This is a genomic window from Terrimonas sp. (assembly GCF_003075435.1).
In the GTDB taxonomy this organism is placed as follows: domain Bacteria; phylum Bacteroidota; class Bacteroidia; order Chitinophagales; family Chitinophagaceae; genus Agriterribacter.
The window spans coordinates 1-12,702 of the sequence record NZ_QCZJ01000007.1; the positions used below are offsets into that span (position 1 = coordinate 1).

General features: G+C 39.5%; 10 protein-coding genes. 9 read left to right on the forward strand and 1 reads right to left on the reverse strand.

Annotation, left to right across the window (positions count from 1 at the left end; translation table 11 throughout):
• The first annotated feature begins 247 nt into the window (after window positions 1-247).
• The 3 genes from pruA to DC498_RS09365 all read left to right on the forward strand — a co-directional run bounded on the left by pruA (window position 248) and on the right by DC498_RS09365 (window position 3,198).
• Window positions 248-1,879 (forward strand): L-glutamate gamma-semialdehyde dehydrogenase, encoded by a 1,632-nt coding sequence (pruA, locus tag DC498_RS09355; protein WP_116873892.1) that lies wholly within the window; start codon window positions 248-250, stop codon window positions 1,877-1,879.
• Window positions 1,880-1,929: 50 nt separating this feature from the next.
• A complete protein-coding gene (gene pyrR / locus DC498_RS09360) occupies window positions 1,930-2,445 on the forward strand; it encodes a bifunctional pyr operon transcriptional regulator/uracil phosphoribosyltransferase PyrR (RefSeq protein WP_116874085.1) in 516 nt (171 codons plus the stop codon).
• Between the two features lie 114 nt (window positions 2,446-2,559).
• A complete protein-coding gene (locus tag DC498_RS09365; RefSeq protein ID WP_370443899.1) occupies window positions 2,560-3,198 on the forward strand; it encodes a class I SAM-dependent methyltransferase in 639 nt (212 codons plus the stop codon).
• A gap of 17 nt (window positions 3,199-3,215) precedes the next feature.
• Here the strand turns inward: DC498_RS09365 and DC498_RS09370 are convergent, their stop codons facing one another.
• The gene (locus tag DC498_RS09370) at window positions 3,216-3,650 is read right to left on the reverse strand and encodes a rhodanese-like domain-containing protein (RefSeq protein ID WP_116873894.1); all 435 of its coding nucleotides are present in this window, start codon (window positions 3,648-3,650) and stop codon (window positions 3,216-3,218) included.
• A gap of 211 nt (window positions 3,651-3,861) precedes the next feature.
• Between DC498_RS09370 and DC498_RS09375 the strand changes: the two genes are divergently transcribed.
• The 6 genes from DC498_RS09375 to DC498_RS09400 all read left to right on the forward strand — a co-directional run bounded on the left by DC498_RS09375 (window position 3,862) and on the right by DC498_RS09400 (window position 12,682).
• Window positions 3,862-4,041, forward strand: a complete 180-nt coding sequence (locus DC498_RS09375) for a hypothetical protein (protein WP_116873895.1) — start codon at window positions 3,862-3,864, stop codon at window positions 4,039-4,041.
• A 116-nt stretch (window positions 4,042-4,157) separates the two neighbouring features.
• Window positions 4,158-4,658, forward strand: coding sequence for a VOC family protein (locus DC498_RS09380; protein WP_116873896.1), 501 nt, complete (start codon window positions 4,158-4,160; stop codon window positions 4,656-4,658).
• A gap of 20 nt (window positions 4,659-4,678) precedes the next feature.
• On the forward strand, window positions 4,679-6,202 hold the full coding sequence (locus DC498_RS09385) for an alkaline phosphatase family protein (RefSeq protein ID WP_116873897.1): 1,524 nt from the start codon (window positions 4,679-4,681) through the stop codon (window positions 6,200-6,202).
• 451 nt (window positions 6,203-6,653) lie between these two features.
• On the forward strand, window positions 6,654-7,037 hold the full coding sequence (locus tag DC498_RS09390) for a hypothetical protein (RefSeq protein WP_116873898.1): 384 nt from the start codon (window positions 6,654-6,656) through the stop codon (window positions 7,035-7,037).
• Between the two features lie 141 nt (window positions 7,038-7,178).
• On the forward strand, window positions 7,179-11,537 hold the full coding sequence (locus DC498_RS09395; protein ID WP_116873899.1) for a CusA/CzcA family heavy metal efflux RND transporter: 4,359 nt from the start codon (window positions 7,179-7,181) through the stop codon (window positions 11,535-11,537).
• 5 nt (window positions 11,538-11,542) lie between these two features.
• Entirely contained in the window at window positions 11,543-12,682 is a 1,140-nt protein-coding gene (locus DC498_RS09400) for an efflux RND transporter periplasmic adaptor subunit (protein ID WP_116873900.1), read from the forward strand.
• Window positions 12,683-12,702 lie beyond the last annotated feature (20 nt).

Below are 12,702 nucleotides of genomic sequence, written 5' to 3' on the forward strand. Positions count from 1 at the left end.
AGCTGTAAATCAAATAAGTTTATAATAATCCACAATTAAAATGTGGATTGTAAAAAGAAAAAAAGTAACAAAAAAAAGAAAAAGGGTAATAGTAGTAATAGTGTCTACTTTTTTCAGGACATGACATAAGACACTGATAGCTGATGGCTCAAAGCTGAATGCTGATAGCTGATACGTATTATGAATAGCCGTCTTCTGCCTTTCTCCTTATCTTTGTAATTATTATTGGTCACTATAACATACATATATGAGCTTAGGTTATTTCAGCTATCCTTTACCCGTAAATGAACCGGTTTTAAATTATGCACCCGGGAGCAATGAGAAAAACCTTCTGAAAACAACATTAGCCGAATTAAAAAAACAAGAAGCTGATATACCTATGTATATCGGTAATAAAGAGGTAAGAACGGGAAAGAAAATTGCCATTCGTCCTCCGCACGAAAAAGATCATGTGCTTGGCTATTTTCATGAAGGCGGTGAAAAGCATGTACAACAGGCTATTGATGCCGCTCTTGTTGCTAAAGAAGCATGGGCAAATACCAGTTGGGAGAACAGGGCGAATATATTTTTAAAAGCAGCCGATCTTATAGCAACCAAATACCGTTCATACATGAATGGTACAACAATGCTGGGACAAAGCAAAAACGCTTACCAGGCAGAGATAGATTCCGCATGTGAAATTGTTGATTTCTTGAAATTTAATGTTCACTTTTTAAGTGAGATATACAAGCAGCAGCCCATCAGTTCTTCGGGTATACATAACCGTTTGGAATGGCGTCCGCTGGAAGGATTTATATTGGCAGTAACACCCTTTAACTTCACCGCTATCGGTGGTAATCTTCCTACTTCTGCGGCAATGTGTGGTAATGTGGTAGTATGGAAACCGGCTTATACACAGGTATATTCTGCACAAATGTTTATGCGCATTTTAAAAGAAGCAGGCTTGCCGGATGGTGTTATCAATCTTATTTATGTAGATGGCCCTGTACTGGGAAAAGTCTGTTTTACCCACCGCGATTTTGCAGGCGTACATTTTACCGGCTCAACCGCGGTATTCAACAGTATGTGGAAAACGATTGGAGAAAATATACCAAACTACAGAACCTACCCCCGCATAGTTGGCGAAACAGGCGGAAAAGACTTTGTAATTGCACATAAAAGCGCAAACCCTGATGTGGTGGCAACAGCATTATTACGTGGCGCTTTTGAATTCCAGGGACAGAAATGCTCTGCAGCCTCACGGGCATATATACCTGATAACATTGCGGACGAAGTAAAGAAGAAGCTCATTGCAGGTATAAAAAGCTTTAAAATGGGCTCTGTAGAAGATTTCAGCAATTTCATTAATGCTGTTATCGACGAAAAGGCGTTCGCGAAGATCAGGGCATATATTGATAATGCTAAAAAAGATAAAAAAGCTGAAATTATTGCCGGAGGAAAATGCGACAGCAGCAAGGGTTATTTTATTCAACCTACGGTTATTGAAGCAAAAGACCCTCACTATGTAACCATGTGTGAAGAAATTTTTGGACCGGTACTGACCTTATATGTATACAGGGCAAATAAATTTGAAGAAACCCTGGAACTTGTAAACACCACTTCAAACTATGCGCTGACCGGATCAATTATCGCTACCGACAGGGCAGCAGTAGAACTTGCCACCAATGCTTTACGCAACGCGGCAGGTAATTTTTATATTAATGATAAACCAACCGGTGCTGTTGTTGGTCAGCAGCCATTTGGCGGGGCAAGGGCAAGCGGAACCAATGATAAAGCAGGCAGTATGCTGAATCTTTACAGGTGGTTAAGCGCAAGAACGATTAAGGAAACGTTTAATCCTCCAACAGACTACCGGTATCCGTTTATGCAGGAAAAATAATATTTGCGTTATTGTTCTTTGCGATATTTTTATTTATAAATATAAACAGTTTGAGAACCATACTCACTAAAGAGCAGCTTGATATAACCATTAAAAGACTGGCAAACCAGGTGCTGGAAAATATCGTAAACGCGGAAGACATTGTACTGATCGGCATACAACCGCGGGGTATTTTTTTAAGTGATAGAATTATGGATGATATCAAAAAAGAATTTCCTGCAGAAGCTGAAAAAATAAAATACGGCAAGCTTGATATCACCTTTTATCGAGATGATGTAAGAGATGAACTGCATACAGCAAACCAAACAGATATTGCTTTCTCAATAGAAAACAAAACGGTTATCCTTGTTGATGATGTACTGTATAAAGGAAGAACAGTAAGAGCAGCTTTGGATGCACTGCTTACTTTTGGCAGACCCGATAAAGTAGAATTATGTGTATTAATTGACCGTCGCTTTAGTCGCGAATTACCTATACAACCGGATTATTGCGGAAAAGCTATTGACTCTATTAATTCTCAGAAGGTAAAAGTGGAATGGGATAAAGAAGAAGTAATATTATACTAACGCTTCAACCATTGGCTCAAAATGATATTATCGTAAACTGATTCTCCGGCAGTCCATTTAAATAAAACGAATTTAGCCTCTGTTTTTTCATTATATTCGCATACAAGCAAAATCATCAGCATTATTACTTACAATTATAGCGATATTAATAAACAGCAGGCAAGTGCTGTACATGACCCTTATTCAATCTTCCGCTACAAACAATTTGCAAAACACATTATTGGAAACAACTTAACTATTCTGGATATAGGATGTGCAAGCGGAAAAGGAGGAAAAGTTTTAAAAGAATGCAATCCCACTAATAAGATCATCGGTATTGATGTTGTAGCGGAACGAATAGATTCAGTGGATCCCAACATCTATGATACTCTTATCTGTGGATCGGCAACAAAAATCCCATTGCAGGATAATTCGGTTGACGTAGTAGTTGCAGGTGAATTTATTGAACATATTCTACCTTCAGATTTTGATATTATATTGTCTGAAGTACAAAGGGTTTTAAATCCAGATGGCTTTTTTTTAATTACTACACCAAACCCTAACGCTTATCTCGTAAAAATGGGTAGAGACCAGGTTTTAAAAGATCCCGCCCATGTGAATATTCTTTCTATAAAACAATTAAAAAAAATATTATCTGATCATAGTTTTAATTGTATCAAAATAGTGGGGTCGGGAATGGCTACCAGGCTTTTCGGAGAGATGTTTCCGCTTTTTGGCGTTTACGGCAGTTACCTTGTAGTAGCAAAAACATAAAAATCCCCGGGATAACATCACTTGCTCATTGGATATCCCCTGTCAATCCAATCTGCCTTTAAATTTTGCGGTAAATCCAGCAGCTTAAAATTGGTAAATCCCATTGCGCTCAGTAAAGTATATGCCGGGCGTATATTAGGGCAGTTCTTATACGGACAGCAGCCGCAGTAAACAATGATCTCCTTATATTTTTTTTCTTTAGCAAGCAGCTTCTTCAGGCTTTCAGCATTTGCTTCTTCACGTGCCGGGCCTATATTTATAGCCCCTTTAATTAATCCCGAAGGGCCTACATTAATAATGAGTGGTTTTTGAGGAGCATCGCTCTTTATTACCGCAACAAGACTTGCAGGAACAATCATCTGCTCTGGTTTCCACGGTAGCGGGCTGATCTGTGCTTTTACCTGCATACAGAACATCGTAAAAAAAATGAAAATCAAATTGCGGGCGTTCATAAGGCTTATATTTACCGCAAAAATAGATATTCCCCCGTGTTATATCAAACATGAGGAAAGAAACAAACTTTCACACCCAGGTTTCAAAAAAAATTTCGGTATAATCTCATTGCTATAAAATCGGTTGTTTAAAGTATTTGGAAGCAAAGAAAAGAAGTAGTTATAAAAAGAAAGTAACCGCTGAATTAGCGGTTTTTTATATATTAGGCATATGGGGTCAAAAAAAGAAAACGAATTTAAGTTGATTGCAGACTTAGCAGATCATTATCGAAAACTATCAAACGAACAACTTTTGAAGATTAGTCAGGAGTATAGCCCAAATTGGGATATTAAATATAGAAAAGCCTTAAATACAGTTTTAAAAGAAAGACAGTTAAAAATTTCAAACTGAGACACTACCAGTATTTACGTAAACAAGTATTTTACTAATTTTCCTGCCCTGTAAAACATGCAGGTCATTTAGAGCTTTCACTCATTCTGTTTATTACATTTGGTAAAAATTTGCTGATGGCCATAAATAGAGATTATATTATTCCTGCCCAAACCCGCATAGACCATGTGCATTTAAAAGTATCAGACATTGAACGTTCACTGGAGTTTTATTGTGGTTTGCTGGGTTTTGAAGTTACAACCCTGTATGGAACACAAGCGGCTTTTATTTCTGCCGGAGGATACCATCATCATATCGGTTTGAATACATGGCACAGCAAAGGCTTGCCACCGGCACCAGAAAACAGTATTGGACTATATCATACCGCCATCTTATACCCTACCCGCAAAGATTTAGCTTTTATATATAACAGGCTAAAGGAAGCCAGGTATCCATTAACGGGTGCAAGTGACCACGGTGTTTCAGAAGCGCTGTACCTTGACGACCCCGATGGTAATGGAGCGGAATTGTATTGGGATAAGCCAAAAGAAAAATGGCCCCGCAATGAAGACGGTTCACTGATCATGTATACCCATCCGCTGGATATACATGACCTTTTAAACGAACTGGCACAATAAATGAATTAATCGTACATTTTATGAATAGCATAAAAATCTTATTTGCCATTGGACTATTGTTTTTCAGCAACAGCATTTTCGCTCAGCAATCAACCAATACCCTGCACAAACTTAAAACCCTGATCGTCTTCTTTGACGGCCTCCGCCCGGATTATATTACGCCCGGGCAAATGCCTAATTTGTATGCCTTTAAACAAACAGCCGCTTATGGCAAAAAACATCATAGTGTATTCCCTACCGTTACCAGGGTAAATGCATCATCATACGCCACAGGCAGTTATCCAAAATCACATGGTATATTAGGTAATGCTGTTTATTTTCCTTCCGTAAATAAAACACAATCTTTAAATACCGGAAGTGTTACCGATATGAAGAAGGCGATGGATGCAGAACATGGGCAACTACTTACCGCAGTATCTGTTGGGGAGTTGTTGGCAAAGACTGGTGAAAAAATGATGGTATTCAGTTCCGGCTCTACCGGTCAGGCATTTCTACAAAACCATACCATTAGTGGCGGAGCCATTATTAATACGGATACTATTTTACCTGCTGCAATGCAACAAGCTGTTTGGAATGCCATCGGCAAAGCGCCTGCTGATATGCCTGATAACAGAGCCAGGCATGCATGGGTTACCGATGTTTTATTCCATTTTGGATTTGCAGATAACGGGCCATTAGTAAGCGCAATTTGGTATTCGGATCCCGACGGAGCAGCACATGAACATGGTATAGGCTCTCCCGAAGCGGTTGAATCCATTAAAGTAGTTGATGAACAGTTTGGAAGAATTATTAATTATTTAACAGAACACGATCTTTTGTCGATATATAATATTATCATTTCAGCAGATCATGGCTTTGTTACATATACCGGCAAGGAAAGCTTAACCGATTTTCTTATTCAGCAAAAATTCAAAAAAGATAAATCCTCAGATGATATAATAGTAGCGGAAGGTGCTATCTATGTAAAGGATCATAACCCGAAAACAATAGAAGCAGTTGTTAAAAGTCTTCAACAACAGGAATGGGTAGGTGCAATTTTTACCAAAGGGAAAAAAAACGGAGATATGAAGGGGACTGTTCCCGGCACTTTATCATTTGAAGCTGTGCACTGGAACCATCCAACAAGATCAGGAGATATACTTGTTGACAAAAACTGGAATGATAATAAAAACGATAAAGGATATACCGGAACAGGCTTTTCAAAAGGAGTTGCGGGACATGGTAGCATTAGCCCTTATGAAGTACATATAGCGTTGATAGTATCCGGCCCGTCATTCAAAAAAAATTATGAAAGTAATATTCCTACTTCCAATGTTGATATAGCACCAACTTTACTGTTTATACACAATATTGATGGGTACGAAAAAATGGATGGACGTGTTATGGAAGAATTACTTTCAGGCATTCGTAAGCTACCCAAACCCATAACAGATGTTATAACTACTGAAACTAAAATCAATAATCTCCATTATAAATTATCGCTTCACAGCACTAAGGTTGGCAAGAATGTATATGTGGATTACGCCAAAGTGGAAAGGTATTGATTTGAAAATGAGATGAGCCATACAAACAATCTCATCCAATGGTCTAAGATTGTGTATGGCATTCAGGGATTTCACTTTTAAAAACATATTTTAAGCTCAAAAGATGAATGTCTATTAATCAAGCAATAAAAAAGAAGTTTTATAAAGGAATTGAGATTGCTTGCCGCGCAAGATGTTAAGGTTGCAGGTTTGCTCAGGCGGGGCGCAATGACAAGAACAAGAGGTTGAATAGTCACACACTTCAATTTAGTACTGATAGCAAAATACAAACAAGCCTGTGTCATTGCGAACCCGCCCGCATGAAGTTTTGAATTAAAGGTATGTTGCGGCGGGTGAAGCAATTTCATACAACTCCACGGATGGAGATTGTCTTAGATTTTTTCTGAAAGCGAAATCCCTGTACGGCACCCATCCTTTGCACTTTGCGTAAAAAATTCTTATTTTCGCCTTCGTGAAAAAGCTTACCGCTATATTTTTACTGGGTATATACCTGATGGCATTCAGCGAATGTCACCAGTTTCTGAAAATACCATTTCTCATAAAACATTTTCAGAAACACCAGCAGGCTGATCCGGCTATGAATTTCAGCAGGTTCATTAAAATTCACTACTTCTCTGCAGCGGTTATTACAGATGATTTTCAGCAGGATGAAAAATTGCCTTTCAGAGGTATGGAATGTAATACTACCAACACTACACATTATATATATTCTCCTGCTTCTATTTATATTAATCCCCCGCAGCAATTATTGAAAAAATTTTACAGTTACAACGACACGCATAAGATACAACACTCACTTTTCGATATTTTTCAGCCTCCCAGGCAAGATTGCTGAGATACATTCTTATCTCACTTCTTTACAATACTTATTACTTCTCAAAACAAATTATTATTTCAACTTCCATTAAGGAGGTTTTTGTAATGTATCCTTTTGATCAATCTTTCAAAAGGAAGACAAACAACAAATAATTATATAATGCTTAATTCCATTATTCGCTTTTCCATAAGGAATAAGCTGATCATTGGTTTATTTACTATCGCGCTGATCATCGCCGGAGTAATAAACCTTGCCAGGCTTCCTGTAGATGCATTACCGGATATTACCAGCAACCAGGTACAGATCATAACGGTATCGCCTACCCTCGCGGCTCCTGAAGTGGAGCGGCTCATCACTTTCCCGCTGGAACAGGCAAATGCCAATATCCCGGGCTTGAAAGAAATAAGATCAATTTCACGTTTTGGTTTATCAGTTATTACCATAGTATTTGATGATGATATTGATGTATACTGGGCAAGACAACAGGTATCTGAAAGATTAAATCTTGCAAAAGAGCAGATACCGGCAAGCGCCGGAAGTCCTGAGCTGGCTCCGGTTACAACGGGCATTGGTGAAGTATATCAATATGTGCTGCGCCCTAAGAAGGGATTTGAAGAAAAATACAACCTCACTGAGTTACGATCAATTCAGGATTGGATTGTAAGACGGCAATTATTGGGCACGCCCGGCGTGGCGGATGTAAGCAGCTTTGGCGGTTTCTTAAAACAATATGAAGTAGCGGTGCAGCCAGACAGGCTGAAAAGCATGAATATTACCATTGCGGACATTTTTGCTGCTATTGAAAAAAACAACCAGAACTCCGGCGGCGCATATATTGAAAAAGGGCCCAACGCTTTGTTTATCCGCACAGAAGGCATGGTAAAAACAATAGAAGAACTCGGGAATGTATTCGTTAAACATACAGGAGCAGGCGTGCCGCTCTTTTTAAAAGATGTAGCGGATGTTCGCATTGGTCATGCAATAAGATATGGTGCTATCACCTATAAAAACGAAGGCGAAGTAGCAGGCGCTGTTGTATTAATGCTGAAAGGTGCTAACGCCACTGAAGTAATCAAAAATATAAAAAGCAGGATAGCGCAGATCAAAACAACATTACCGGAAGGTGTGATACTGGAGGTATTTTACGATCGCACTAAAATGGTAGACAGCGCTATACATACAGTAAGCAACAACTTAATGGAAGGCGCGCTGATCGTGATCCTTATTCTCGTATTGTTTCTCGGTAATATGCGTGCAGGATTGATAGTGGCTTCAGTAATCCCGCTTGCTATGCTTTTTGCCATTATCATGATGAATCTTTTTGGTGTTTCCGGTAACCTGATGAGCCTTGGTGCATTAGATTTTGGGCTGATTGTTGATGGCGCGGTAATTATAGTAGAGGCCGTATTACACAGGCTGTTTCATGGCAAAGGGTTGACTTCGCTGAACCGGTTAACGCAGCAACAGTTAGATCATGAAGTGGAAAATGCTTCTTCAAGAATGATGACATCAGCGGCCTTTGGGCAAATCATCATTCTTATGGTATACCTGCCTATTTTAACGCTCACAGGTATTGAAGGAAAAATGTTCAAACCCATGGCGCAAGCTGTTTCCTTCGCGTTAATTGGCGCATTCCTGCTTTCACTAACGTATGTACCCATGATGACAGCGCTATGCCTGAATAAAAAGATCAGCCATAAAAAAACATGGTCTGATAAAATGATGGCACACATTGAAAAAGTATATACGCCTGTACTGAATGGCGCGCTCAAATTTCCAAAAATGATCGTAGCAGCAGCACTATTGCTTTTCGTTGTTGCATTACTGTTAGTATCACGATTAGGCGGTGAATTTATCCCTGAGCTGAATGAGGGCGATTTTGCCGTTGATGCAAGATTAATGGCAGGAAGCTCATTAACGGAAACCATTAATACTACACAGAAAGGTGTTGACATATTGCAGAAACGTTTTCCGGAAGTGAAAAAAATTGTTACCCGTATCGGCGCAAGTGAAATTCCTACAGACCCTATGCCGATTGAAGTAACCGATATCATGATATCGCTTAAGCCTCAAAAAGAATGGACATCAGCAAAAACGTTTGATGAACTGGCCGATAAAATGAGCGCGGCATTGCAGGAAGTACCTGGTATGACAAGCGGCTTCCAGTTTCCGGTGCAGATGCGTTTCAATGAATTGATATCAGGCGCCAAGCAAGATATAGTATGCAAAATTTTTGGCGAAAATCTTGACAGTCTTGCTGCTTATGCCGGCAAACTGGGCGAGCTCACCAGGAAGATCAATGGCACCAGGGATATTTATGTGGAAGCCATAACAGGCTTACCACAAATTGTTGTGCGATACAAGCAGGATGCGATGGCACATTACCAGCTTACAGTTGCCGAAATCAATCAATTGATCCGAACCGCGTTTGCAGGAGAAAGTGCAGGATTGGTATATGAAGAAGAACGGCGGTATGATATCGCTGTTCGCCTGCAGAACAATGCACGAAAAGATATAAAAGACATCCGTGAGTTATTGATACCAACTCCTATGGGTACACAGGTGCCGCTATACCAGGTGGCAGATATCAATATTGAAGAAGGTCCCAACCAGATACAACGTGAAGATGCAAAGCGGAGAATTATAGTGGGCTTTAATGTAAGAGGCAGGGATGTTGAATCTGTTGTAAACGAGCTGAGTGATAAAGAAGGAAGAGGTTTGGCGTTGCCTTCCGGTTATTATATCAAATACGGTGGCCAGTTTCAAAATCTTGTTGAAGCTAAACAGCGTTTATACATTACCGTTCCCGCAGCACTATTGCTGATATTGATCATGCTGTATTTCGCATTGGGTTCCATCAAACAGGGTCTGCTCATTTTCTCTGCCATTCCATTGTCTGCCATCGGTGGGATTTTCGCATTGTGGATAAGAGGCATGCCTTTCAGCATATCAGCAGGCGTGGGTTTTATCGCGCTTTTTGGCGTTGCAGTATTAAATGGTATCGTATTGATCACAGAATTTAACCGGCTTAAAAAAAGTGGGTTACAGGAAATTAAACACATTATTATGCAGGGAACTCATACAAGATTACGCCCGGTATTAATGACAGCCGGCGTTGCTTCTCTCGGCTTTCTGCCAATGGCAGTCAGCCAGAGCGCAGGGGCAGAAGTCCAACGTCCATTGGCAACCGTAGTTATCGGGGGATTAATAACTGCTACTATGCTTACACTCTTAGTATTACCGGTATTATATATGTGGTTTGAAAAAATAAAGAGCAAACCGGATATTATAACAGCAGCACCTGTATTTATTGGCTTATTAATATGCTGCAGTACAGCAACTGCACAACAACATCAAACATTAGACGAAGTATTAAAACGCGCAGAAGAAAATAACCTCAGCCTGCAATCAGCAACCCGGCTGGCCGATTACTGGAAACAACTGCAAACAGGCATATTTGACCCTCCCAAAACACAGGTTGGTGCTGAATATGGCGCTATCAACAGCATGCAGAATGATACCAGGTTATTTGCAGGACAGGCTTTTGCTTTACCTGTTGTTTACCGGAGTCATCGTAATCTTTATAATGCACAGGAGCAATTGCAAAGGAAATATGCAGATTGGAAAAAAGCAGAGATTGAAAAAGAAGTACGGACGGTTTTCTTTCAGTTGACAGATATAATGGAGCGGAAAAAATTATTACAGGAGTTAGATACTGTATATAGTCGCTTTGCACAAGCTGCAACATTACGGCTCAATACAGGAGAAAGTAATGTATTGGAAAAAACTACTGCTGATGCACAACTGCAGCAATTACAATTGCAGATGCAATACACTGCATCGGATATTAAGATTTTGCAGCAACGCTTACAGGTTTTATTAAATACGGAAGATTGGATCCAGCCGCAATACGATTCTCCTAAAATGAGCCTGGCTTCGCTGCCAGACACCGGCACGGTATCATCGCATCCGCAGGTTGCGTTTAATTTACTGGAAGAAAAGGTAGCTGCAGCCGGTATTGCCGTGGAAAACGCTAAACTCAGTCCTGAATTTTCTGTGGCTTACAACAATCAATCCATTATCGGCTATCAAAGTCCGGATGGAGTTTCGCAAAAACATTATGATGCAGGCCACAGGTTTCATTTTGTAAATATCACTGTAGATGTTCCTTTGTTTAACAGGGCAGCCAAAGCAAGGATAAAAGCAGTAAAAGTAAATGAAGATGTAGCAAAAATAAACACAAAGGTTACTGAACAGAATATAAGGCATTCAATTAATCAATTATTGGAAGAATACAATAAACAACAGAACAGTCTTCATTATTATGAGAAAGCCGGTTTAAAACAAGCCGGGCAAATCATTATATCTGCTAACCTGAGTTTTAAAAACGGTGAGATCAGTTACCTGGAATGGACAATGCTGATGAACAATGCCGTAAATATCAGGCTTGGTTATATTGAAGCCATTAAACAATATAACCTGACACTCATTGAATTGAATTACTTAACAGCTAAATAAATACCATGCGTACATCACTATATATTTTCCTGACGTTATTTTTTCTTTCCTGTTCAGAGCATGAACCGGAAAAAACAGCAGAACACCATGAGGAAGCTGAGGATATAATTACGCTTACAGAAGCACAAATAAAAAATGCGAACATTGAAACAGAGACTATCAAAACGCATGTTATGAGCAGAGAATTAAAGGTAAACGGGCTGGTAGATGTACCGCCGCAGAATATTGTTTCTGTTAGTTTTCCTTTGGGCGGATATTTAAAAAGTACCAACCTCCTGCCAGGCATGCATATCAATAAAGGCGAGATCATTGCTACCATGCAGGACCAGTCGCTCATTCAATTGCAGCAGGATTATCTTGTGGCAAAAGCAAAGTTGCAATATCTTGAAAAAGATTTTGAGCGTCAAAAGATGTTGAATGAAAACAAAGTGAATGCTGATAAAATATTTCAGCAGGCACAGGCAGATTTTGCAGCACAAAAAGTGCAGGCAAGAGGTTATGAAGAAAAATTAAGGCTGGTAGGCATCAATCCTGATAAGCTTTCAGACCAGACGCTATCACGCAACGTTCACATCTATTCTCCTATAGATGGTTTTGTTTCAAAGGTGAATGTAAACATCGGCAAATATGTAAACCCATCAGATGTATTATTTGAATTGATAAACCCTGACGATATACACGCTGCGCTAACGGTATTTGAGAAAGACATCAGCAAAATAAAACCAAAGCAAAAAGTGATGGTAACATTTGTGGATGATCCGTCAACACAATACGAATGTGAAGTTATACTCGTGACAAGAAATGTAGACAATGACAGAAGCGCTTTGGTACATTGCCATTTTGAAAAAAAACCAAAACAATTATTGCCCGGCATGTTTTTAAATGCCGTTGTTAATCTTGAAGACATTAAAACCACTGCAGTGCCCGAAAATGCTGTGGTTAGATATAATAAACAAAGTTTTATTATTGTGGAAACCGGCGATACAACATACCGGCTTATACCTGTTGAAACAGGTAATACTTCTTCCGGGTTGGTTGAACTGGTTGACAAAAGCAATGACTTGCAGGGCAAGAAGATCATTACCCAAAATGCCTACGCGGTATTGTCAAAACTAAAGAATGCACAAGGCGGCGACGATCATTGATAAGTACTCAAACTGTGGCT

Excerpts from the sequence above, each read along its gene's own strand:
- pruA (WP_116873892.1), top strand. The coding sequence starts at position 248 with ATGAGCTTAGGTTATTTCAGCTATCCTTTACCCGTAAATGAACCGGTT.
- DC498_RS09370 (WP_116873894.1), bottom strand. The coding sequence starts at position 3,650 with ATGAACGCCCGCAATTTGATTTTCATTTTTTTTACGATGTTCTGTATG.
- DC498_RS09375 (WP_116873895.1), top strand. The coding sequence starts at position 3,862 with ATGGGGTCAAAAAAAGAAAACGAATTTAAGTTGATTGCAGACTTAGCA.
- DC498_RS09380 (WP_116873896.1), top strand. The coding sequence starts at position 4,158 with ATGGCCATAAATAGAGATTATATTATTCCTGCCCAAACCCGCATAGAC.
- DC498_RS09385 (WP_116873897.1), top strand. The coding sequence starts at position 4,679 with ATGAATAGCATAAAAATCTTATTTGCCATTGGACTATTGTTTTTCAGC.
- DC498_RS09395 (WP_116873899.1), top strand. The coding sequence starts at position 7,179 with ATGCTTAATTCCATTATTCGCTTTTCCATAAGGAATAAGCTGATCATT.
- DC498_RS09400 (WP_116873900.1), top strand. The coding sequence starts at position 11,543 with ATGCGTACATCACTATATATTTTCCTGACGTTATTTTTTCTTTCCTGT.